Source organism: Natronorubrum halophilum (assembly GCF_003670115.1).
Taxonomy (GTDB): domain Archaea; phylum Halobacteriota; class Halobacteria; order Halobacteriales; family Natrialbaceae; genus Natronorubrum; species Natronorubrum halophilum.
Map to the genome: position 1 here is coordinate 754,798 of NZ_QQTY01000001.1, position 21,026 is coordinate 775,823.

The following is a 21,026-nucleotide window of genomic DNA, read 5'->3' on the forward strand; positions in this document are numbered from 1 at the left end:
CGAGGGAATTATCGTGACGCGAGCGGATCTGGAGGAAGCGGGGACCGCGAACGAGGGGCGGCCCTCGAGGCGCGATTCGAGAGACGACGCTCACAATCAGTAGCGAACTCGCCTCGCGCAAGGGGTGCCGGGAGGCGGAGACGGAACGGGTCCGAGGACGCGAGCGAACCGACGGTTCAGGAGCGCCGCTCGCCGATCGTATCGCGGACGCGGCCGGGAATCCCGAGTATCGAGACGCCGAAGCCGAACAGCACCATCAGCGCGTAGACGCCGAGCGTCGAGGTCCAGACGACGAACATCGCCAGGATGGCCCAGCCGCCCGAGAGGAAGTAAAACGCCGCGACGGACATCGCCGTCCCGTACAGCAAGACGAGGTACGGTCCCCAGTCGCGGGCGTGGCCGCGCCGAAATCGGCGGCGGACGTAGCGTTTGAGTTCGCTCTCGAGGGACTCCTTTCTGACGGTCCGACTCTCGACGTCGTCCTCGAACGACTCCACGCGGTCGCGCAGGCGTTCGATCTCCTCCCGGAGGGCTTCGGGGTCATCGGATCGGTCTCGAGTCCGGGCGCTCCGGCGGGCGCTCGTTCCCGTATCCGCCGTTTGCGTACCCGTCCCTGTTTGGTCCTCCGTCGCCCCCTCGTCGGCACCCGTGGCGTCGTCGGTCATCGCTTCTAGCGAAAACTGTCGAGCGCCGGGACTTTGTAGCTGCCGATCCGCTTCACGGTCGGCGAGGACGGCGTTGAGGACCGCGCCGAAGACGAGGATGATCGCGCCGATGTACAGCCAGATGAGTACGAGGAAGACGGCCCCGAGAGCGCCGTAGAGGGTGTAATCTCCCGCAAATCTGGTGTACAGCGAGAACGCTCGACTCAGCGCGAACCAGCCGACGGCGGCCACGACCGTCCCTGGAACGGCCTCCTGTAAGCCGACGTTCGCGTTCGGGAAGACGACGTATAGCGGCAGGAACGTGGCGATCAACCCCAACACGATCAGCGGCGGGCCGAAGACGGACGCGCCGACGAACGGCGCGGTCTGGATCAGGAACTCGAGGATGGCGACGAGCGTGAGGCCGATCGAGATCGCGATGGAGACGACCATCGCGTCCCAGAACGTATCGAGCAGCGACTTCGACGCTGCGGTGCCGTACACCTGGGAAAACGCTCGGTCGAGACCGCGAAGGACTCGACTCGAGCCCCACAGCAGACCGAGCGCGCCGACGACGGTCGCGCTCTGTCGCCCGGTGTCGTCGAGGACCGTTTCCGCGAGGACGTCCTGGGCCGACGGCGTGAGCACGTCGCTGGCCGCGGCCGTCAGCTGATCCGCGAGCGCCTCCCCGCCGAGAGAGGCTGTGATTCCCAGCGCGAGCAACATCAGCGGGACGAGCGAGATGAAGCCGTAGAAGGCGACCCCGGCCGCCAGGAGCGTCAACTGTTCACTGCGGGCGAGTCCGACGGCCTTGACCGCGAGCTCGAGGCCCCGTCTCTGGTCGATCACGTGTCGTCCGTGTCGGGGGCCAGCACAATATGTGATCGTGTGGCACAGGCCTGCAGTTCGGGGGCCGGCGATACGGGCGACGGGAGCTGATCGAACCGTGCGTACCGCGAACGGAACGGGTGCATGCATAACAGGAAGCCGAGTACCCCTATCAGTATTCGACGGATAGTCGCACGTGCGAACGCCCTCGTTTGGCTGTAGCTTGTCGTTTCCGCCGTCGAACGCCGTGGTCGTTGACTGCTGTCTTACTGGTATCGCGCGCGAAGAGTGCTCGCAAACCGAAGTCGGTTTTTTCTGTCACGCCGTCCTCTCTACATGGAACAACGACGGTGTCCCGACTGCGGCGTGACGATGGAACCGGTTCCCGTCCGTGACGGCGAGAGCATGCGCCTCTCTATCGCGACCGGGAGCCGTGACGGACTCCTCGGGAAACTCGGCCTGAAAAACAGGGCCACCCTGCAGGGCGTCTGTTGTCCCGAGTGTCGACTCGTGAGGTTGTACGCAAGCGACGAGGAGTGACCAACCGCCCGAGTCACCGATACCGCCCGCGTCGAGAGCGATCGGATGATATCGACGTCGATCGAACGATATCGAGGGTGAGTAGACGATCTGGAGAGGGATCAGACGAGGTTATCTTCGGTCGCCGCGCGAATCTCGCCGACGCTGGCGTCCGATTTGAACGTCGTGCCTCCGTAGTGGGATTCCGACGCGTCGTACCCCGCCGCCCGAAGGTCGGCGAGGAACTCGTCCATCGCGTTCGCGGGCAGCCCCCAGTTCTTACACAGTTTGTGCTGGTCGTAGTACATCGGTTCGTCGAGTTCGGCCGCGATCGTCTCGAGGAGTTCTCGCGCCTTCGGGGCCGTTCCGAACGTATACGGAATCTCCTCGCGGACCGCGGCGACGAACTCGCGGTCGCGGTACGGGCCGAGCCACACCGGCCCGGCGACGAGGAGTCGCTCGCTCCCGCAGTTCGGGCAGACGTCGAGGGGATCCGCGACGAGACCGAACTCGGTCTCGCGGTGGAGACAGTCCTCGCAGTGAGAGAGGTGGCCGAGTTGCTCGAGCGAGGCGTCGGCTGCCGTGGCTTTGCGGTCGAGTTCGAGGTAGGTCCGAACGTAGTGACTCGTCGCGTGGGTGAGGATCGGTTCGATGCCGACGTCGAAGCGAGCGGCGCTGCGGGCGAGTGCGGAGAGCAGGATTCGCACGCCCATCTCCGTGTGATACTCGGTGTTCTGGGGATGCGCCCCGTAGGAGCGGACGCCGCTGTTGAAGTGTGCACCACAGAGCGGCGCGGTGTCGGTCGCCGTCACGCAGACCAGGTCGCGACAGCGCGAGAACGCCGCGTCGGCGAAGGGCATCGGCGTTCCGTAGGGGTCGAGGTCGATCACGTCGAACATGTTCTCGTGCATGAGCGCGTTGACGTTCCGGTGTTCGACCGACGCGTTCTCGATGCCGTTTCGCTCGAGGTTCCGGCGCGCGAGGTCGACCGCTTCCTCGTTGACGTCACAGCAGGTCACCCGCCAGTCGTCGGCGGCCGCGCGGACGCCGCGGATACCGCTGGCCGCCATCGCGTCGAGGTACGATCCGGCGCGGCCCTCGCACTTTCGGAACGCACGCAGCGTTGCGATCGTCAGATCCCGATTCAACTCCTGTCGCGGATTGTAGAAAACGGATTCCTCGATACCTTCCGTCTGCTCGCCGGGGACCTCGAGTTCGACCCCGCCCTCGGTGACGCGCATACCTGCTGTCGGCGGGCGACCGCGAAAAACGGCGTGGTCTCCGACGACGGCGGCGGTGTCCTCGCCGTCGAACAGCAGTCGGTGAACGCGGTAGCGGTCACCGGCCGCTCGGCTCGAGGAGCCGTTTCCTCCCGCGATCCCGCACTGTTTCTGCGATGATCCCCCTATTTCGAGAATTTGTGAGACGTTCGTCCAGCAGTACTGGGAAGAACGATGATGAATGATGTGAAATCACGCCTATATCGACCCGTTCGTGAGGAACTCTTATGTAGTCGCCGTCCCGTATAGTAGCTATCGATGGATTGGGAACCCTTGACACGCGACGATTTCCGAACGCTCGGCCGCTGGAACGCACCGGATTTGACGGGGCGGATTGCCCCGTGACCGAACCGTCAACTACCGACCGCGACGGGAGCGACGAGGGATCCGATCAGTTGCGGATCGCGCTGTTGAACGCGGCGCACGAACGCGACACCACCCGGGAAAACTTCGAACGAGAGCTCGAGGCCGAATTCGTCGAATTTCACTGCCCGTCGAACGAACTCCCCGAGACGTTCGAGTTCGACGCCTGCGTCGTCACCGGCTCGAGCGCCTCCGTCTACTGGGACGAAGCGTGGATCGGCGCGCTGAAAGCGTGGGTCGGCGAGGCCGTGGAGGCCGGGTTGCCGTTTCTAGGCGTCTGTTACGGTCACCAGCTCCTCGCGGACGTACTCGGCGGTCGCGTCGAGGACATGGGCGAGTACGAGATCGGCTACCGGACCGTCGAACACGACGGCGCGAACCGGCTGTTGACGGGCGTCGACGATCGGTTCACCGCCTTCACGACGCACTCGGACCGCGTGGCCGAAGCGCCGCCGGGAGCGACGGTGTTCGCCAGAAACGAGTACGGAATCCACGGCTTCCAGCGGGAGCGCGTCTTCGCCGTCCAATTTCACCCCGAGTACGACGCGACGACGGCGGAGCGAGTCACGGCCGGGAAAGACGGCGAACTCGAGGCGGCGCGGATTCGGGCCGTCCTCGAGGGAATCGACGCCGAGAGCTACGAGGCCGCCTGTGAGGCCAAACGGTTGTTCGACAACTTCACCGAGTTCGTCCAGGAGAAACGAAACGTTCGTCTCGAGGCCACGGACGCTGCCGGTGCCGCCGTCGGCCCCGACGTCAGCGCTGGTGCCGACGCCGTCGCGACGGAGCGCCTCGAATCGCCGGTCGACTCGAGTACGTCGTCCTGAATCGTCGCGCCCCAATCCAGCGTGCGATACGGTCGTCCGTCCTGCGACCATACAGCGACGTCGGGTACGCGAAGTCGGTAGCCGTTCAGCGCGGCCGATCAGTCACGAACCCGAGTATTCGAGCAAACCAAACCGATTTCACAGTCCAGTACGGAGTGACCGACGTGAGCGAACGGACCCCCGTCGAGCGATGGCAGGCCCAACTCGAGGAAGCGGGCGAACTCACGCCCGAACTCGTCGGGCAGATCTCCCGCGTCCACGGCGACCGCGGGGTCCGTGCGATCGAAGCCGTCGGCGAGAACCGGGTGAAAACCTACCGCGACTTTACGATCGTCGTCGGCTACGACGACGAGTACATCGTCGAGGACGGCGGCTGTACGTGCAAGGACAGCGAGTACAACCTCGATGCTGACGATCCGACCGATCGCTGTTGGCACGTCCTCGCCGTCGAGATAGCCCGCCGAGTGGGACACGTCGACTACCACGATATGTGGTACTCGGAGGTCCGGGAACTGCTCTGAGATCGCCGCACTGTCACCTCGAACCGAATCGAAAATAAACGGCCGGTGTTCGTTAATCGGACTCGTTACAGGCCGCGATAATGACCTCCGAGTCGTCGATCAACCGGTTTTCCATGTAGTTGCCCTTCCCCTTACCGGCCCACTTGCGCTCCTGTTCGATGATCGAGAGGAACTCGAGTTCCGAGAGAATGTCCCGGACGCGGCGGAGCTTCAGGTGTTCGGACTGGTCGCGATCACAGAGGCGTTTGTAGAGTTCGTACACCTCGTTCGTCCGTACGGGGGCGTCGTCGCCTTCCTTTTGCTGGGTGAGCAGTGCCATCGCCTCGAGGACCAGTTTCGCGTGGCTGGGGCTCTTGGAGATGAGTTCGGCGAGGCGGCTGGTTTCCTCGCGTTCGTGGGCTTGATCGACACAGGACTCCGTGACTGAGCCGTGATCGTTCTCCTCGGCGATCTCGCCGGCAAAGCGGAGAATGTCGATCGCCTTCCGCGCGTCGCCGTGTTCGCGGGCCGCGAGGGCGGCCACGCGCGGCACGACGCTGTCCTCGAGGACGCCCTCGTGGAACGCGTCCGAGCGCGAGCGCAGGATCTCTCGGATCTGGTTCGCGTCGTACGGCGAGAAGACGTACTCGCGTTCGCAGAGGCTCGATTTGATGCGCTCGTCCAGCGAGTCCTTGTACCGAACCTTGTTCGAGATGCCGATGACGCCGACCGTGCTCTCGGTGAGTTTGCCGGACTCGACCGCCCTCGAGAGCTGCATCAGGATATCGTCGTCTTCGATCTTGTCCACTTCGTCGAGGATGATCAACGCGACGTCGTAGCGAGTGTCGACGATGCGCCACAGTCGACGGTAGTACTCGGACGTGCTCAACCCCGAGTGGGGGATCGAAATCTCCGTTTCGTCCTGCTCGTTGAGCTGGTGGCCGGTCGACTGAACGGCCTGCGTTTCCGTCGATTCCTGCAGGCAGTCGACGTAGGCGACGCCGATCGAAATATCGTTTCCCTTGGCCCGCTCGACGGCCTGATTCGTGATGAACTTCGAACAGAGCGACTTGCCCGTTCCCGTCTTTCCGTAGACGAGCACGTTGTTCGGCGTATTGCCTCGAGTCGCCGGTTTGATCGCGTTCGCGAGGTTCATCAGTTCGTCTTCGCGACCGATGATTCGGTCGCCGTCGGGAAGGTGTGAGACTTGCAGGAGCTCTTTGTTCTGGAAGATCTCGTTTTCGCTCCCGAAGTAGTCCGTGGAATCCGACATTCAGTTATCGGAGATATCACCCGCCCCGTTCTTAAACGTTCGGAGCCTGGTTGCCGCTGTATATGCACAAATTTTGAGATAGAGTGGCTGAGGACTGGGAGCTACACCCCTCGGTGCCGCTGTATAGTCTCGATTTAACCCCGGAGTTCCGCTGTATAGACGGATCGGACCCCCGAATGCCGCTGTATAGCGAGAGTCGCGTTCGGACCGCCTGCGGACTGACGGGCGCACGGTTTGCCGTCGAACGCGATGATTTGCGGTCGGACGTAACCGGCTTTCAGTTTCGGTCGAACCGAAGAGTCCCCCTCCGGGGTTTCGCCCGGCAATACGATCGAGGTGAACGACGCGGAATTCCGTTGCGCCTCGAGCGAAGTACCCCCGAGTGCCGCTGTATAGTCCCGTTCCCTGGGAGGGAACCGGACGTGCTCCCGCCTCGATAATACCGTAGTTCCGCTGTATGGATTCAAAAGGGTTTCTATAGGGGGTAAGTCGACCGTTTTACACCCCTCGGTGCCGCTGTATGTGGGGACACAGACCCCGTGTTGCCGCTGTAACGATGTGTGGGTGCGTGGGCACCCGAAACGGTGGTCGGCGGCAAATGACCGACGGCAAACAGTACGGAAACGCTTCGCGAGGACGAGCTATGGAACCTGGTGAGCGACAGCGCAAGAGCGGACGAGGAACCAGAACCACAGGAGCGAACGAACAGACGGGACAAGTAGATCGAAGAACGAATTGGCCGGAAACGGACAGGAACGATGGTCGAAGCCGACTCGAGAAGCGGCGGCACGTTCGATACCGACCGAACGAGATCGCGTTCGATACGCTCAATGGACGATTACACAGAAGTGATATTTAAGCGTGTAGATTTGCCCCGTCCCGATCGCTTTCGTCACTCCTCGTTTGAAACAGGTTGGATCCTCATTTGAAACGGGTTCGGTCGAATTCTCGGGCAACGGACGCTCTTTCAGCCCCATACAGCGGCACCGAGGGGTGTCTCTCCACTGCGGTTACTCCGCAGCGCAGATCTCGACGAAGTTCCGCAGAATCCGGAGCCCGGTCTCGCCGCTCTTTTCCGGGTGAAACTGGGTTCCAAAGACGTTGCCCTCCTCGTTGGCGACGATCGACGGGAACTCGAGTTCGTAATCGGTCGTCGCGACCGTCGCACCCTCGTCGTCGGGAACCGCGTAGTAGGAGTGGACGAAGTAGGCGTACTGTCCATCGACACCGGCCACGAGCGGATGGTCACGCTCTACGTCCAACTCGTTCCAACCCATGTGCGGAACCTTCTGTCCCTCGGTAAACCGGACGTTAGTGCCCGGAACCAAATCGAGCCCCCGGACCGCGGACTCGCCGTCGTTTTCGCCCTCCTCACTGCTCGTCAGGAGCATCTGCATGCCGAGACAGATCCCGAACAGTGGGGTTCCGGATTCGGCGACCTCGAGGAGGTCCTCGCGGAGCGGGTCGGCGTTCTCGACGCCCTCGCGGAACGCGCCGACGCCGGGCAGAACGACGCCGTCGGCCGCGGCGAATGCCTCCGGATCGTCGGTAATCTCGACGTCGGCACCCGCGCGCTCTAAGCCGCGAGTGACGCTTCGCAGGTTCCCCAGCCCGTAATCGACGATGACAACCGAGGCGAGAGACTGCTCACTGGAAGACGTAACAGTGCTCATACCGGTACTCGGTGGGCCGCGTTCAAGTGCATTGCTCTTCGTGTAATCGTCTCGGGATCGACTCCCACAACCCGCGGCGGACTCCTACAACCCGCAGCAGAACCCTACAATCGAAGCAGAACCCCACAACCCGTAGCGGACTCCCACAACCCGCAGTGACGCGACTCAAAACCCATCAAGTCGCGTCTGTCCACCCTCGGAACCCTCCACGTCGGCGAGCTCGGCCGCCCGTTGCAGCGCGTTCTCGAACGTCTCCTCCTGGCTCCGGTCGTAGAGCGTCGCCGCCGGGTGGATGCAGATCAGTACCCGCCGCGGCGTGCCCTCGATGCGAACGTCCTCGACCGATCCCGCTTCCTTCGTGACCGCCACGGAGCGACCCAGCAGGTGCTCGCTGGGGACCTTCCCAAGGGTGACGATCACGTCCGGATCCAACCGGTCGAGTTCCCGCTCGAGGTAGCCGCGACAGTTCTCGAGTTCCGCTTTGTGGGGATCGCGGTTCTCCGGCGGTCGACAGCGTACGCAGTTGGTGATGCGGATATCATCGCGCGCGAGTCCGACGGTGCGGAGACCGTCGTCGAGTACCGTCCCGCTACGTCCGACGAAGGGTTCACCGTCGGCGTCCTCCTGTGCGCCCGGCCCCTCGCCGACGAACACCATGTCGGCGTCCTCGGGACCGGTTCCGTTGACGATTCGACTTCGAGAGTCCACGAGCGCCGGACAGCGCGTACACTCGGTTACGCAGAGATCCTCCATCTCTCCCATAGTAGTGGCTCAAACGGCCGCCTACTACGTCTTTCGGGTCGCAGATGCGTATCGTCTGCGGGATGTGACCGTAGTATCTAGCTTCGGGATGTGATCGTGAATCCGCGATTTTACTCGCGTGACCTGACGTACGAATCGCCCGCTCGAGCGGCCTGTCGGGCGACGCGAAGCGGCTCCGGGCGACCGCCGGCGGGCGTGAACGTCCGTACGACCGCCGCTGCGTCGTCGGCATCGCAACCGATGTGTCTGACGTAGACCGTTTCGTCGTTGACCGACAGCTGTCGACGGTCGGGAAGGGAGCGATACGTCTCGAGGCGCTCGGCGCGCTCGGTGCCGGAAAACGCGTCGTGGATGCCGTCCTCGAGACCGTCGCTCGCCTCGAAGGAGACGGCGATCACCGGTCGCTCGGCGGCCTCGTGAATCCGCGAGCACTCGAGCAGGTTGTACCACGCGGGTGCGATCGCGCCGAGCAGCACGTACCGGACGTCCGGACGGCAGAGTTCGCCGACGAGCGCCAGAACGGCGTCGGTCGCGTCGGTCCCGCCGACGGTACACGAGCGGTAGGCGAGTCCGTCGAGGACGCCGTCGGCACGAACGACAGCGCCGGCGAGCGTGCTCCGGTCGTTGTCAGGGTGGAACGACTCGGCGATACCCACCGCTCGCACCCCGCGTTTCATCGGATCAGGTCTCGTCTTTGATCTCTTTGAGCCGATCGAGCAACTCGTCGCTCGACGCGCCGTTTTCGAACTCGATCTCTCCGTTGTGGTCGTTTTCGTCGGATCGTACCCCGTTGGTGTCGTCAAAATCAGCCTCGACTTCCTGTTGCTCGGATTCGTCGTAGCTTCCGAATCCCATACGGTGTTCCCTTCGTGCTTACGGGTGAAAAATCTCGCGGTCGCGCAGTCCCTCGTCGGTCGCGATAGGCCCTCGTCACCGGTGTGGGCCTCCTACGTCGGGTTTACGATCTGCGAACCGAGCTCACGACCGGCGAACGGGCGGGTACGGACGGCACCATTTTGAGCCCGGCGCTCGACGCTTCGCGTATGGAAGTCCATCACGTCACCGAGGGCGCGGAGACGTTCACCTGCAACGCCTTTCTCGCGATCGGCGAGGAAACGACGCTGGTCGACGCCGGCGCGTGGGACGGTATCGTCGATGAAATTCGAACGCACACGGACGAGATCGACGCCGTCGTTATCACCCACCAGCACGGCGATCACGTCGCCCAGCTCGAGGCCGTCGTGGACGCCTTCGACCCCGACGTATACGCCTACGACGACCATCCGACTCGCACCCACGAACTCGAGGACGGCGATACGGTGACGATCGGCGACGAGTCGTTCGACGTGGTCTACACGCCGGGACACGCCGACGATCACGTCTCGTTCGTCTCGGACAGCTCGCTGTTCTCCGGAGACGTGGCCGTCCACGACGACGGCGCGTTCGAGTACGGGAGTTTCGGCCGCACCGATATGGCCGGTCAGTCCCGCGAGCGACTCATCGAGAGCCTCGAAGAACTGCTCGAGCGCATGCCGAACGGCGGTCGCGCGAGTTCCGAGCGAAGCGAGTCTCCCGGCGTCGAACACATGTACTCGGGTCACGGCGGCGTCTTCCACGGCGACGTACGGGACGTGGTCGAGACGGGGCTCGAACGAGCCGAAAAGCGGGAACCGAAGTATCCCGACGAGTAACGGCGGGCGGCTCCCAAACGATATCGCGTCCGGAACGGTACCGCTGAACGTCGCGGCAAACAGACCGTGTCCGCGGAACGACACCGTCGAACGTCACGATAGTAACCGCCGAGAACTGCGATTGTAATAATCGCTGAGCGTCACGAACGACAGCAGCCGCTGAGCACCACTACACGCGACCGCCGGTCCGGCGTCGAAACTGACGAGAGAGACGAGAACAGAACGAGAGACGAGCCGACCTCGTCGACGGTTATGCGGCTCGAGCTTCCTTCGCCTTCGGACGAAGGTTCTTGTAGCCGCACTTGCGGCAACTGTTTGCGCCCTTCGAGTTGCGGGCGTTACAGCGCATGCAGATCATCTTCTCGAGCGTCCGTTTTTCCGCGGCGTCGAAACTGGCCATACCGCAGGTTACCCGGTCGGACATATAACCGCTGTGATTGCCAGCCGGCGGGTCCGACGGCCGGTCGCTACTCGTCCGTCGCGTCTTCGGCCCCTTCCTCGGCCAGATAGTCCGCCTGTACGGCGACGACCTCGCTCGAGTCCGTACACTCGCTGTATCGTCGAAGGGGCTCCTCGTTGAGCGTGAGGAAGGTCTCGCCCCACCGAAACGGCTCGAGGAGGTCCGCAGCGCGCTCGTACTCGTCGAAGATGCAACACGCGCTCGCGAGCGCCTCGACGGTCGTCAGTCGAAACGGACGACCGTAGTTGACGGGATTGGCGGCGACGAGGAAGGGGAGCGCCCGATGGACGCCGTTCATTCGGAACGACGCCGATTCGGCGGACTCCCACGAGCAATCGAGCGCGACGAGCGTCCCGAGGCCGTCCTCGGCGTCAGCCGGCGAAAGCGCCCGGTCGGCGTGGGGATTGAGGACGACGCCGTAGGGGACCTGCTCCATCCGCCGGTAGAGGGTCGCCTCGTCGAACTTCTCGAGGCGGCGCGCGGTGCACTTCTTCGGATCGTCGTCACCCTCGTAGTAGACGTGACACTCCACGGTCGTCCGTAGGGGGAGCCGAGAGAAAAGGCGTGCGAAACGAAGGCGTGCGGAACGCCCCGGAAGCGAGCCACAGCGGGCGGTTATCAGTCCTCGCAGACCGCCTCGCCGCTGATCAGTCCTCGTGAATCGTCTCACCGCGATTGAGTCGCGCGGCGATCGAAAACGTCTGCTCCGCCTCCCGGCGAGTCGGACCGTGTGCGGCCATGTAGCGGGCGGTCCCGACGAGCGGAACGCGACGCCGTGGTTCCGGGCCGGTGACGGACTCCGATTGCGGTCCCGCTCGATCCTGTAACTCGAACTGTCGGAACGCCGCCTCGAGGTTCTGGAGCGTGTGGAAACCGGCGTCCTCGCGAAGCAGTCCGTGGCCCAGCGTGCGTTTCAACGCCGCCGGATCGCCGCCGCAATCGAAGAACTCGCCGACCAGCCGTCCGGCTTCGTTCACCTCGCCTTCGGTATCGAACGTCTCGAGGAGGTCCTCAAGGATCACGTCCGGATCGCGCCCGGTGTCGTTGTCGCCGGGAGCGGGAATCGGCGCAGGCGGCGTGTTGAGGAACCGATCGAGGTAGACGTTGATGGCGGCGTCGAAGACGCCCCGGTAGAGCTCCACCGCGTCCGTCCGTCGCGTACTCCGGTGGACGGCGTTCGCGTACGTGAACGTGTGGTGGACGGTGTTCCAGTCGCTGAACTCGTTTGCGGTGCCGAACTGCGCGACGCGCGTGCCGGCGGCGGCGGCCACTTCGGCGGCGAGTTCCTCGGTAGTCCCACCCCCGCGAACGGCGTCCGCGAGCGCATCGACGATGGCTTCGGGATCATCTCCGAGCAGCGTCTCCTGAAAGTCGCTCGGCGGAGACCAGGCGTTCCCCGCCCCCGCACTCGCGAGATCCTCGAGCCCGCTCGTCTCCGTCACGTTGCCGCCGTAGACGTCCTCGAGCAACGCGACGAGATCGATCGGCTGTCGCCACGACGATCGCTCGTCGCTCCGCGCGGCGGTGACGAGCGGCTCGATCAGGCTCGACAACGCCGCATCAGCGTGATCCCAACCCACGTGCTCGAGGCTCTCGAAGGCCGTGTTGGTGAAATCGAGCACGTGTCCGGTCGAGAGATACGGATGGTCGGTCGCGGCGGCGAGGATCAGTTCGGCGACCTCGGCTTCGGACCTCCCCGACGCGATCGTGGTGTGAAGACAGCGCTCCGCACCGTCTCGATCACGGACCTCGACGCAGTCTCGGAACCACGACTTCAGCCGGTCGAACGCGACCTCGTCCGTCGAAAACGACGGCTGCTCGAAGTTCGGCGGTTCGCCCGCACAGTCGTTCGCCACGCTGCGAACGCCGGTGTACAGCGCTCGCTTTCGATCCTCGGGTTCGAGGTCGTCGATCACGTTCGCCATGCAGCCGAGAATGGTCAGCCCCGGACCCCATCCCGATTCGCGGTACCGGGTACCGAACTCGAGGGTCGTCGCCATCGGCTCCCGGTAGTCGACCCCAGCGTCGATAAGTCCAATCGTCGACTTCGCAACCACGAGTCGGAGATTCTCCTCGAGGCCGGTTTCGAGGCGCTCGGCCCAGTGCTCTGCGGGCGGTAGCTCACGCGACGGATTCGGATTCACGTAGACGGTGTCGTCCCGAATCCGAGTCGGATACGTCTGCACGTCGTCGGCCCACGGATCGAACGTGTCGCCACAGGAGAGTTCGAATCGCGCGTGGTGCCAGTGACAGGTGAGGATGCCGTCGTCGACGGTTCCTTCGACCAGCGGGAACCCCATGTGCGGGCAGCGGTTGTTCACGGCCCGAACCTCGCCATCGGAGTAAAACACGGCGAGCGGCGTTCCGTCGATGCTCACCAGTTCGCGTCCCGTCTCCTCGAGGTCTGCCAGCGCAACGGCCGCCCGAAATTCATCTGCTGTCGCCATACGAACGCTGTCGACGCACACGCGTGTAAGCGTTCGCTGAACGGAGCTATTGTATTTGAATCGACATGACGCTTCGACTGATCGAAACGGCTCCGATAGCCGCGGGTCTCGCGGCGAAGACCCATCGTTCGGAGTGGCACGTTTTTGGCGCTCGCGGCGAAACGGTCGAGGTATGGATCCGACCGCCCTCGTTCGGCGATACTACGACGCGCTCGACGAGCACGACTACGAGACGCTCGAGGGTCTGCTCGCCCCCGACTTCGTCCAACGCCGACCCGATCGGACGCTCGAGAGTCGCGAGGCGTTCGTCCGCTTCATGCGCGACGACCGGCCGAACCCGGACACGAGCCACGAACTCGAGGGAGTCCTCGCCGACGGCGACCGAGTCGCGGCCCGCGGCCGGGTGCTCGACGGCGAGACGGAACTGTTCGCCTTCGCGGACTTCTTCGACCTCGAGGACGGTCGGATCGAGCGACTCGAGACCTATAGTAGCCACTGACAGTCAATGCACACCTGATCGCACGAGAGCAGCACGGTTCGGAGCGAACGGAGTGGGCGAGAACCGCGGCTGTGCAATGGGTGTGTAAATCGTTTCAATTGTTACTATACTCGCGGTAGGTCGGTGCTTCGCAACTGAGTCCCGCCACAAAAGAGGGCATAGTAGCTAACAGAAGTGTACCCAGTACGTGTGCCCGTTCGAACACGTCACCTTCGTCTGCTCACCGAACGCTGCGACGGAGCGACTGGGTTTCAGTTCGACGTCGTCGGGCACCGAAATACTCGTCTGCGTTGCACACTGTGGACATTTCACCTGTTGTATCGCGGTTACCTGCATCTTCTTTTCCCGTGTGTCCAGACGCCATGCTAGTATATAACACGTATTCAGGAAAACGATAGTAAGTCCGCTACTGGCCGAACGGTCGTGCCACCGCTCCGTTCACACTCGGCAACCGCCAGCGCTTATGCCGAGCAGTTGTTCGGCCCCAACTCGAGTTCCGCTCGTTCCTCGGGTGGTCGCTCCGTCACGCCGCGGTTCAGATCGATGATCTCCTCGTAGTTCGCCGGCTCCTCGCCGCTGTCCGCCATTCGATCCACGAAGTCGGCCTCCTCGAGTTCGAGCAGATCGATTCCAGTGCGCGCGTTTCTGACGGTCGTCGCGATCGCCTCGCCCGGCGCGCCGTGTTCGAACTCGCCGTCCGCGGTGACCGTGACGTGGCCCGGCAGAACGGTGAGTCCCTCCGGCTCGGCCAGGATCGTGCCATGCAACGTCCGGTAGAGCAGTTCCGCCCCTCGCTCGCCCTCGTCCTCGCTGAACTCGAGTTCCGTCCGCCCCACCGACTGGGTGTGCAGCGTGTCGGCGGTCAACAGCGCCTCGTCGTCGACGAGGAGATTGATCATCTCGGTCGTGTGCCCCGGCGCGGCCAGCGTCTTGAGTTCGCGCTCGCCGACGTCGAGGACCGCGTTACGCTCGAGCGACTCGAACTCAAGGTCGACGCCACGGTCGCCGGCCCGCTCGCCGAGGTAGTAGGGGACCTCGAGTCGGTCGGCGAGTTCCCGACCACCGGAAACGTGATCGGCGTGGACGTGCGTATCGATCACGCCCGCGATCGTAAGCCCGGCCTCCTCGGCGGCGATCTCGAACTCGTCGACGTCGCCGGTCGGGTCGACGACGACGGCCTCGCCCGTCGCGTCGCAGCCGACGACGTAGCCCAGACAGCCCTTCGCGCGACGCTGTACCTGAACGATCGTCAACCGGTCGTCGACGTCGAGTTCGACGTGATCGTAGACGCCGCTCCAGCCTTTCATCCCGCCGTCGACGGTTTGGACGTCGTACTCGTCGGTGGCCGACTCGAGGTGCGTCGCTAAGTTGCCCGACGAAATCCCCTTCGCGCACGTGGTGATCACCCGCTCGGCGTCACCGACGAGGTCACGGAACTCCTCGAGACGGCCGTCGAGATCCTCCTCCGGTCCGAACGGGAAGTGTAACGCGCCGGAAATGTGCCACGACTCGTAGCTCTCTTCGGGCCGCGTATCGACGATGGCGAACTCGGTGCCCTCGTCCTGAAGGTCCGCGAGTCGATCAGCGGAGAGTGTGGTGACCATAGCGGATCTACACCGGCATTCGACGTAAGTCTCGCCACGCACATGCCACCGAAACGAAACGCGGTTCCGCGCCTGCCCAGCGGTGTCGGATATCGATCGGCCGCCATCGCGTACAGACTCCCTGCATATAGCGGGAATCGGTCCCTCCACCCTCGAGGCCGGCCCATCACCTGAATGCGTGAGCGATCGTCGGCCTTCGACTCCTGATGGCGAAGTGCTAACGGCGGACCGGAGCAAGCTGACGGGTGATTTTTCTTTCGGCGGCCCTCGTCGCCGTCTCCGTCATCCCCACCGGCGGATTTACCCCGCGACCCGCCGGTAGCGGATTCGACGACGACTCGACCGACCCGTTCGACGACCGAACATTCAACTAGGTTACCTACTAGCGGATTAACTACCACCTATGTCCCTCTCCGATTCCGTTACTGCTACCGTCGCTGTACTCCGCCGCCGACCAGCAGATATCCTGCCGTGGTACCTGCTCGGAGCCGCCATCCCCGCTATCGTTCGCGTCGTTCCGTTTCTCGCCATCGTCGTCGGCTTCATCTATCTCGAGGTAACCGGTCACCTCGCGGTGATACGGGAGGAACTGGCCGGAATGGACACCGAGCCGCCGGATCCGAACGCGAGTCCCGAAGCGTTCGACGAGTGGGTGAGCGGGTTCGAACCCGTCTTCGACCAGGTGTTTACGCTGGGAATGAGCGCACTGATCGTCGTGACGATCATCGTGACGGTTCTCGTGAGCGTGTTCCTCGCTTCCACCGTCGCTGCCGGACAGCTAACGGCCTGTGCGTCCCGGCTGCGAAACGATCGAGGGTTAACCGCCGGTATCGCCGGCGCTCGTCGCTACTGGCTGCGGTTTCTCGGCCTGTACGTTCTCGAGTTTCTGCTGTGGATGGCGGTGCTTCTGACGATCGGAATCGGGACGGCACTCGTCACCGGTATCGCCGTGATGATGACCGGATCGCCGCTGCTCGCCGCCGGTTTTGCAGTCGTGGCTGCACTGATCGTCGTCGTCGTTCTCGCAGCGGTTCGGGCGCTGTTCGCGTTCGCGCCAGTTGCGGTCGTCGTCGACGACGAGACCGTTTTCGGGTCGCTGTCGAACGCCGGCGGGTTCATACGCTCCCGGCCGGTCGGTGCGGTATTCTACTACGCCATCGCCGTCGGAACGATGATCGCGATATCGGTCATCTCGGGCGCGCTCGTCCTCGTCAACGTGATGGCCTTTCCCTCGCTCGTGACCGCGCTGCTCGTCTTCCCGGCGCTCGATCTCCTGAAGACGGCTCTTTACACCGAGCACCGAAACCGACTGACGCCGCCGGTGATGCCGGAGCGCTCGCTCCGTAACCAGTTCACGACCGGCGCTCGACGCGGCTGGTCCGAGATGACGTCGTTCGTTCGGGCCACGCTCGGCACGCACGCGATCGTCGTCGCCCTCGCCCTCGCCAGTTTCTGGGTCGGCTGGGCGGTCGCCGGACCGTTCGCGGGTCCTCTCGAGACCTCGATTTCGGCTCGTCTCGAGGGCCACATCCCGCCGGCCGCGGCGCTCGAGTTCTTCGGAAACAACTGGATGGTCGCGATCACGACGGCCCTCTCCGGGATCGTTCTCGTCCTCCCGGCGATCGCCTCGTTGCTGTTCAACGGCGTCTTCATGGGGGTCTTCGCTCGGACCGAAGTCGAGCCGCTCGAACTCCTCGCGTTCGTGCTCCCCCACGGCGTCTTCGAGATTCCGGCGATCCTCATCGCGACGGCGCTCGGGATCCAGCTCGGTCTCGCCGGCTGGCGGACGCACCAGGGCCGTGCGACGCGGGCGGATCTCGCCGACGCGCTCGAGCGCGCGTTCTGGGTGCTCATCGGTATCGGTATCCTCCTCGCCGTCGCGGGGTTCATCGAGGGCTTCGTCAGCCCCTACTACTTCCGGCTCTTCCTCTGACTTCCTCCTCGTCGTGAACGCGGGTCCCTGTCGCCGAACAACGAGACTCGAGGAACGATCTCGAAGCGATTCGCCGGAGGCGGGGTTACCGGTACGCTTCGAACTCCTCGCCGAACAGCAGGAAGTAGGCCGTTCCGATCAGACCGATCACCGTCGCGATGGCGAACGCGAGGGCCGGGGAGCCGGCGAGCACCGCCTCGCCGGTCAGCGGGTTCGAAAACCCCTCCCAGATCAGGCCGCCCAGTGCGGCGCTCGGGATGACGATCAGGTTCCGCAGAAGGTAGTAGGTACCCGTGACGCGACCGCCAGCGCCCTGCTTCGCCGGGCCGACGATCAGCGCTTTGTGCGCGGGCAGGCCGGCGAAGCGCAACCCGGAGAACGCAAAGAGGACGGCGAGCGCGGCCGCGCTCTCGGGTGCGTTGATGAGTAGGATCGGAAAGATCGCGTAGACGGCGAAGCCGAGTGCGACCACCGGTTTCAGCCCGACCCGTTCGGCGGCTTTCGAGGCCGGAATCATGACCAGTAAGGCGACGAGCATCTCGAGGACGAGCAACATCCCGAAGTACGACTGGGGGCTGAGATCGACGGTGCCGACCGCGGGCATGGAAAGGGAGAGTCCGACCCCGAGAAATCGGGTGACGACGATGACGAAGAAGACGTAGACCATGCCGTTGGAGAACCGAACGAGGGTGTCGCCGATCAACAGCGGACGGAGTTCGTCGGGCATGGCTCGCAGGTCCGTGAGGACCTGTGAGACGCCCTCGAACTCCTTGCCGAAACTGTCCTCCGCGGCTTCGTAGAGGAAATGCTGGACGAGGGTGCCGAGAACACCGAAGACGAGCGCGACGATCAGGATCAGCTGGAACGCGATCCGAACGTCGGCATCGCCCGAACCGAAGGGGAAGAAGAGGACGGCAGCGATCAGCGGGCCGACGAGAAAGGCGGTGCGACGAAACGTTTCGGTGCTCGCGAAGCCGGCAGCTAACTGCGACGGGGGGACCGCCTGCTTGACGATGGCATAGGTCGCGCCGAGTCCGAACGACTTCCAGGCCTGTGCGAGGATCAACCCGACGAAGACGGCGACGATGGCGAGCGACGTCGGCCCGGCCGAAACGTCCGCGAACAGGGGTGCGGCGAGCCAGATACCGAAACCGAGCGTCGAACACAGCCCGAACGCGGTCAGGGCGTACCGCGAGCCGATTCGATCCGAAACCGCCCCGCCGGGGTAGGGGTAGAGGGCGCTGATAACGTTCCCGAAGGTCCCGAACAAGCCGATGACGATCGCCGTCGCGCCCAGCGCGGACATGTACTCCGCCATGTACCGGTTCGTCATCTGGAACCCCAGACTGAACGCGAACATCGCCGCAGAGAGGACGATGACGTCGCGCTCGAGCGCGAAGAACTGCCGAAAGGCGTCGAGCGGATCGGCCTCCTCGTTCCTCGAGTCACCCTGCTCGAGACTCATACGCCTACAGTGCTCGCCCAGGGGACTTTGCGTTTCGCGTTCGGCGACGGGCGGACCGACGGCGGGTCGACCACCGAAACCCCGCTCCGGCTGGCGGACACCGAACCAATAAAGACGAACCGGTCCGTCGTCAGGGACATGACGACGACGCTCGGAACGGCGAGCGCGGGGCCCGGAGAGATCGATACGGGCCGTCTCGAGGTGGGCGAAACCCGGGACGGAAGTTCGGTCGGTCTGCCCGTCGCCGTGATCAACGGCGAACGGGCGGGAAAGACCCTCTACATGCAGGCGGCGAGCGACGGTGACGAACTCAACGGAATCGGCGTCATCCAGCGCGTCGTCCCCCGGATCGATCCCGCCGAAATCGACGGCACGATCCTGATCGTCGGGATCGTCAACTATCACGCCTTTCAACTCGCACAGCACCGAAACCCGATCGACGACACGAAGATGAACCGTACGTACCCCGGAAACGAGTCCGGAACCTCGAGCGAGCGGATCGCGGCCGCAACGTTCGCGCCCGCGGTCTCGGCGGATCTGATCCTCGATCTCCACCAGGGTTCGACCAGCCGGATGATCGACGAGGTTCGGGTTCGCTGTGGGAAACGCCACCGGCTCCACGACGAGTGTCTCGAACTCGCGAAGGTCTTCGGCTGTGGCTACGTCCTGGACCAGAAGGGGCCCGACGGCCAGTTGGCTCGTGCGGCTCCCAACGAAGGCGTGCCGACCGTCGATCCCGAACTCGGCGGCTGCGTCGGCTGGGACGACTCGAGCATCCGGAAGGGCGTCGAGGGCGTGTTCAACGTGCTCACCCACTACGGCTTCCTCGACGGCAGCGTCTCGTCCGAGCCCCAGACTCGCGCCCGCGGCTTCGACCAGTACGGCGCGCCGGGCGGTGGCCTCGTCACCTTCCGGAAAGAACTCGGCGATCGCGTCGGCAGCGGCGATCTGCTGTTCGAAGTAACGACACCCTTCGGCGAGCCGAAAGCCGAAGTGGCAGCCGACAGCGACGGTATCCTCTGGCGGACCCGCCGCCTGCCCCAGGTTGCGACGGGCGAGTACGTCTGTTCCGTCGCCACCGACATCGACGAGTACTAACATGCCATCCGATCTCATCTGTCCGATCTGCGAAACGGTCTACGAGGCCGGGCCGAACGAACCGTGGCGCTGTACGTGCGGACGCGCCCTCGAGTTCACCGACCGACCGCATCCCGAGGGCGATCCGCTTCCGCTCCACAGCCTCGACACCAGCGACGGCCTATGGACGTTCTTCGAGTTCCTCCCGATCGAGAAACACGTGACCTTCCACGAGGGGTTTACGCCCCTCGTCGACGCGCCCGAGTGGGACGCCCAGTTCAAACTCGAGTACGTCTTCCCGACGGGTTCGTTCAAGGACCGCGGTGCGACGACGACGCTCTCTCGAGCCGTCGAACTCGGCGTCGAGAAGGTCATCGAGGACTCCTCGGGCAACGCCGGGGCCGCAATCGCGACGTACGCGGCGCGGGCGGGCCTCGAGGCGGACATCTACGTGCCAGCGGACGTCAAACAGTCGAAGCTGATGGCGATCCAGCGGGCGGACGCCCGTCCCGTCCGAATCGAGGGCGACCGACAGGACGTAACCGACGCCTGTATCGACGCCGTGGAGGGCGGGGCACGACGCACCTCGGAACGCCGGAGCGTGGGTTCCCCGCAACAGACGGGCGAGGGCTGGTACGCCAGCCACGCCTGGAATCCGGCCTTCTACGCGGGCACGATGACGTTCGCGTTCGAAATCGCCGCCCAACAGGGCTGGACCGTGCCCGACGCCGTCGTGCTCCCGGTCGGTCACGGCACCCTCTTCCTCGGTGCCTACCGCGGCTTCTCGCTGCTCAACGAAGCCGACATCGTCGACGGAATGCCCCGATTACTCGGCGCGCAGGCGGCGGGATACGCCCCCATCGTCGAGGAACGAGGTGGGACGACGACCGACGAGGACGGGAACGGAACCGACATGGCCGACGGAATTAAGATCACCGAACCCGCCCGCAAGAGCGAGATCCTTACCGCGATCGAGGAAACCGGCGGCGACGCCATCGCAGTCGGTTCGGATTCGATCGAGAGCGCGCTCGACCGACTCCACCGCGGCGGGTTTTACGTCGAGCCGACCTGTGCGGTCGCCCCCGCGGCGCTGGAAGACTACCGCGAGGCCGACATCCTCGCGGACGACGCGACCGTCGTCGTTCCCCTGACCGGGAGCGGATTGAAAACGCTTTGAACCC

22 protein-coding genes are annotated in these 21,026 nt (G+C 64.3%); 9 read left to right on the forward strand and 13 right to left on the reverse strand.

What is annotated here, in order from left to right; translation table 11 throughout:
* Positions 1-176: 176 nt before the first annotated feature.
* A complete protein-coding gene (locus DWB23_RS03670; RefSeq protein WP_121741435.1) occupies positions 177-1,493 on the reverse strand; it encodes a YihY/virulence factor BrkB family protein in 1,317 nt (438 codons plus the stop codon).
* Between the two features lie 315 nt (positions 1,494-1,808).
* Here DWB23_RS03670 and DWB23_RS03675 point away from each other — a divergent pair, with 315 nt between their 5' ends.
* Positions 1,809-2,012 (forward strand): hypothetical protein, encoded by a 204-nt coding sequence (locus DWB23_RS03675; protein WP_121741436.1) that lies wholly within the window; start codon positions 1,809-1,811, stop codon positions 2,010-2,012.
* A gap of 101 nt (positions 2,013-2,113) precedes the next feature.
* Here the strand turns inward: DWB23_RS03675 and DWB23_RS03680 are convergent, their stop codons facing one another.
* Positions 2,114-3,232, reverse strand: coding sequence for a tRNA (guanine(26)-N(2))-dimethyltransferase (locus DWB23_RS03680; RefSeq protein ID WP_121741437.1), 1,119 nt, complete (start codon positions 3,230-3,232; stop codon positions 2,114-2,116).
* Positions 3,233-3,265: 33 nt separating this feature from the next.
* Here DWB23_RS03680 and DWB23_RS23680 point away from each other — a divergent pair, with 33 nt between their 5' ends.
* From DWB23_RS23680 to DWB23_RS03690, 3 genes are all read left to right on the forward strand, one after another.
* A complete protein-coding gene (locus DWB23_RS23680) occupies positions 3,266-3,391 on the forward strand; it encodes a hypothetical protein (RefSeq protein ID WP_275086282.1) in 126 nt (41 codons plus the stop codon).
* A 221-nt stretch (positions 3,392-3,612) separates the two neighbouring features.
* On the forward strand, positions 3,613-4,461 hold the full coding sequence (locus DWB23_RS03685; protein WP_121741438.1) for a type 1 glutamine amidotransferase: 849 nt from the start codon (positions 3,613-3,615) through the stop codon (positions 4,459-4,461).
* Between the two features lie 164 nt (positions 4,462-4,625).
* Positions 4,626-4,982, forward strand: a complete 357-nt coding sequence (locus DWB23_RS03690) for a hypothetical protein (protein WP_121741914.1) — start codon at positions 4,626-4,628, stop codon at positions 4,980-4,982.
* Between the two features lie 52 nt (positions 4,983-5,034).
* Here the strand turns inward: DWB23_RS03690 and DWB23_RS03695 are convergent, their stop codons facing one another.
* From DWB23_RS03695 to DWB23_RS03715, 5 genes are all read right to left on the reverse strand, one after another.
* Positions 5,035-6,234 (reverse strand): Cdc6/Cdc18 family protein, encoded by a 1,200-nt coding sequence (locus DWB23_RS03695; RefSeq protein ID WP_121741439.1) that lies wholly within the window; start codon positions 6,232-6,234, stop codon positions 5,035-5,037.
* 1,010 nt (positions 6,235-7,244) lie between these two features.
* A complete protein-coding gene (gene hisH / locus DWB23_RS03700) occupies positions 7,245-7,907 on the reverse strand; it encodes an imidazole glycerol phosphate synthase subunit HisH (protein ID WP_121741440.1) in 663 nt (220 codons plus the stop codon).
* 165 nt (positions 7,908-8,072) lie between these two features.
* Positions 8,073-8,669: a uracil-DNA glycosylase gene (locus DWB23_RS03705; protein WP_121741441.1), complete on the reverse strand. Its 597-nt coding sequence runs from the start codon at positions 8,667-8,669 to the stop codon at positions 8,073-8,075.
* 110 nt (positions 8,670-8,779) lie between these two features.
* Complete coding sequence (locus DWB23_RS03710; RefSeq protein ID WP_121741442.1) at positions 8,780-9,346, reverse strand: endonuclease dU; 567 nt, start codon at positions 9,344-9,346, stop codon at positions 8,780-8,782.
* 4 nt (positions 9,347-9,350) lie between these two features.
* Positions 9,351-9,524 carry a DUF5786 family protein gene (locus DWB23_RS03715; protein WP_121741443.1) on the reverse strand — a complete coding sequence of 58 codons (174 nt, stop codon included), beginning with the start codon at positions 9,522-9,524 and terminating at the stop codon, positions 9,351-9,353.
* A gap of 188 nt (positions 9,525-9,712) precedes the next feature.
* On the opposite strand from DWB23_RS03715, the gene DWB23_RS03720 reads away from it, so the two are divergent.
* A complete protein-coding gene (locus tag DWB23_RS03720; RefSeq protein ID WP_121741915.1) occupies positions 9,713-10,360 on the forward strand; it encodes an MBL fold metallo-hydrolase in 648 nt (215 codons plus the stop codon).
* A 250-nt stretch (positions 10,361-10,610) separates the two neighbouring features.
* On the opposite strand, the gene DWB23_RS03725 is transcribed toward DWB23_RS03720, so the two are convergent.
* The 3 genes from DWB23_RS03725 to DWB23_RS03735 all read right to left on the reverse strand — a co-directional run bounded on the left by DWB23_RS03725 (position 10,611) and on the right by DWB23_RS03735 (position 13,267).
* On the reverse strand, positions 10,611-10,760 hold the full coding sequence (locus DWB23_RS03725; RefSeq protein ID WP_121741444.1) for a 50S ribosomal protein L40e: 150 nt from the start codon (positions 10,758-10,760) through the stop codon (positions 10,611-10,613).
* Between the two features lie 67 nt (positions 10,761-10,827).
* Positions 10,828-11,352 carry a DUF367 family protein gene (locus tag DWB23_RS03730; protein ID WP_121741445.1) on the reverse strand — a complete coding sequence of 175 codons (525 nt, stop codon included), beginning with the start codon at positions 11,350-11,352 and terminating at the stop codon, positions 10,828-10,830.
* 115 nt (positions 11,353-11,467) lie between these two features.
* Positions 11,468-13,267, reverse strand: coding sequence for a Rieske (2Fe-2S) protein (locus tag DWB23_RS03735; RefSeq protein ID WP_121741446.1), 1,800 nt, complete (start codon positions 13,265-13,267; stop codon positions 11,468-11,470).
* Positions 13,268-13,439: 172 nt separating this feature from the next.
* On the opposite strand from DWB23_RS03735, the gene DWB23_RS03740 reads away from it, so the two are divergent.
* Positions 13,440-13,766 (forward strand): nuclear transport factor 2 family protein, encoded by a 327-nt coding sequence (locus DWB23_RS03740; RefSeq protein WP_121741447.1) that lies wholly within the window; start codon positions 13,440-13,442, stop codon positions 13,764-13,766.
* 165 nt (positions 13,767-13,931) lie between these two features.
* Here DWB23_RS03740 and DWB23_RS24090 read toward each other — a convergent pair whose 3' ends face one another.
* Complete coding sequence (locus DWB23_RS24090) at positions 13,932-14,102, reverse strand: hypothetical protein (protein ID WP_449289615.1); 171 nt, start codon at positions 14,100-14,102, stop codon at positions 13,932-13,934.
* A 125-nt stretch (positions 14,103-14,227) separates the two neighbouring features.
* Positions 14,228-15,370, reverse strand: a complete 1,143-nt coding sequence (locus DWB23_RS03745) for an MBL fold metallo-hydrolase (protein ID WP_121741448.1) — start codon at positions 15,368-15,370, stop codon at positions 14,228-14,230.
* 403 nt (positions 15,371-15,773) lie between these two features.
* Between DWB23_RS03745 and DWB23_RS03750 the strand changes: the two genes are divergently transcribed.
* Positions 15,774-17,303: a stage II sporulation protein M gene (locus DWB23_RS03750; protein WP_121741449.1), complete on the forward strand. Its 1,530-nt coding sequence runs from the start codon at positions 15,774-15,776 to the stop codon at positions 17,301-17,303.
* 85 nt (positions 17,304-17,388) lie between these two features.
* On the opposite strand, the gene DWB23_RS03755 is transcribed toward DWB23_RS03750, so the two are convergent.
* Positions 17,389-18,768, reverse strand: coding sequence for an MFS transporter (locus tag DWB23_RS03755; RefSeq protein ID WP_121741450.1), 1,380 nt, complete (start codon positions 18,766-18,768; stop codon positions 17,389-17,391).
* A gap of 138 nt (positions 18,769-18,906) precedes the next feature.
* On the opposite strand from DWB23_RS03755, the gene DWB23_RS03760 reads away from it, so the two are divergent.
* Entirely contained in the window at positions 18,907-19,866 is a 960-nt protein-coding gene (locus tag DWB23_RS03760) for a succinylglutamate desuccinylase/aspartoacylase family protein (protein ID WP_121741916.1), read from the forward strand.
* A gap of 1 nt (position 19,867) precedes the next feature.
* Positions 19,868-21,022: a pyridoxal-phosphate dependent enzyme gene (locus DWB23_RS03765; protein WP_121741451.1), complete on the forward strand. Its 1,155-nt coding sequence runs from the start codon at positions 19,868-19,870 to the stop codon at positions 21,020-21,022.
* Positions 21,023-21,026: the final 4 nt, after the last annotated feature.

Excerpts from the sequence above, each read along its gene's own strand:
- DWB23_RS03675 (WP_121741436.1), top strand. The coding sequence starts at position 1,809 with ATGGAACAACGACGGTGTCCCGACTGCGGCGTGACGATGGAACCGGTT.
- DWB23_RS03680 (WP_121741437.1), bottom strand. The coding sequence starts at position 3,232 with ATGCGCGTCACCGAGGGCGGGGTCGAACTCGAGGTCCCCGGCGAGCAG.
- DWB23_RS03695 (WP_121741439.1), bottom strand. The coding sequence starts at position 6,234 with ATGTCGGATTCCACGGACTACTTCGGGAGCGAAAACGAGATCTTCCAG.
- hisH (WP_121741440.1), bottom strand. The coding sequence starts at position 7,907 with ATGAGCACTGTTACGTCTTCCAGTGAGCAGTCTCTCGCCTCGGTTGTC.
- DWB23_RS03705 (WP_121741441.1), bottom strand. The coding sequence starts at position 8,669 with ATGGGAGAGATGGAGGATCTCTGCGTAACCGAGTGTACGCGCTGTCCG.
- DWB23_RS03710 (WP_121741442.1), bottom strand. The coding sequence starts at position 9,346 with ATGAAACGCGGGGTGCGAGCGGTGGGTATCGCCGAGTCGTTCCACCCT.
- DWB23_RS03715 (WP_121741443.1), bottom strand. The coding sequence starts at position 9,524 with ATGGGATTCGGAAGCTACGACGAATCCGAGCAACAGGAAGTCGAGGCT.
- DWB23_RS03720 (WP_121741915.1), top strand. The coding sequence starts at position 9,713 with ATGGAAGTCCATCACGTCACCGAGGGCGCGGAGACGTTCACCTGCAAC.
- DWB23_RS03725 (WP_121741444.1), bottom strand. The coding sequence starts at position 10,760 with ATGGCCAGTTTCGACGCCGCGGAAAAACGGACGCTCGAGAAGATGATC.
- DWB23_RS03735 (WP_121741446.1), bottom strand. The coding sequence starts at position 13,267 with ATGGCGACAGCAGATGAATTTCGGGCGGCCGTTGCGCTGGCAGACCTC.
- DWB23_RS03740 (WP_121741447.1), top strand. The coding sequence starts at position 13,440 with ATGGATCCGACCGCCCTCGTTCGGCGATACTACGACGCGCTCGACGAG.
- DWB23_RS24090 (WP_449289615.1), bottom strand. The coding sequence starts at position 14,102 with ATGCAGGTAACCGCGATACAACAGGTGAAATGTCCACAGTGTGCAACG.
- DWB23_RS03745 (WP_121741448.1), bottom strand. The coding sequence starts at position 15,370 with ATGGTCACCACACTCTCCGCTGATCGACTCGCGGACCTTCAGGACGAG.
- DWB23_RS03750 (WP_121741449.1), top strand. The coding sequence starts at position 15,774 with ATGTCCCTCTCCGATTCCGTTACTGCTACCGTCGCTGTACTCCGCCGC.
- DWB23_RS03755 (WP_121741450.1), bottom strand. The coding sequence starts at position 18,768 with ATGAGTCTCGAGCAGGGTGACTCGAGGAACGAGGAGGCCGATCCGCTC.
- DWB23_RS03760 (WP_121741916.1), top strand. The coding sequence starts at position 18,907 with ATGACGACGACGCTCGGAACGGCGAGCGCGGGGCCCGGAGAGATCGAT.
- DWB23_RS03765 (WP_121741451.1), top strand. The coding sequence starts at position 19,868 with ATGCCATCCGATCTCATCTGTCCGATCTGCGAAACGGTCTACGAGGCC.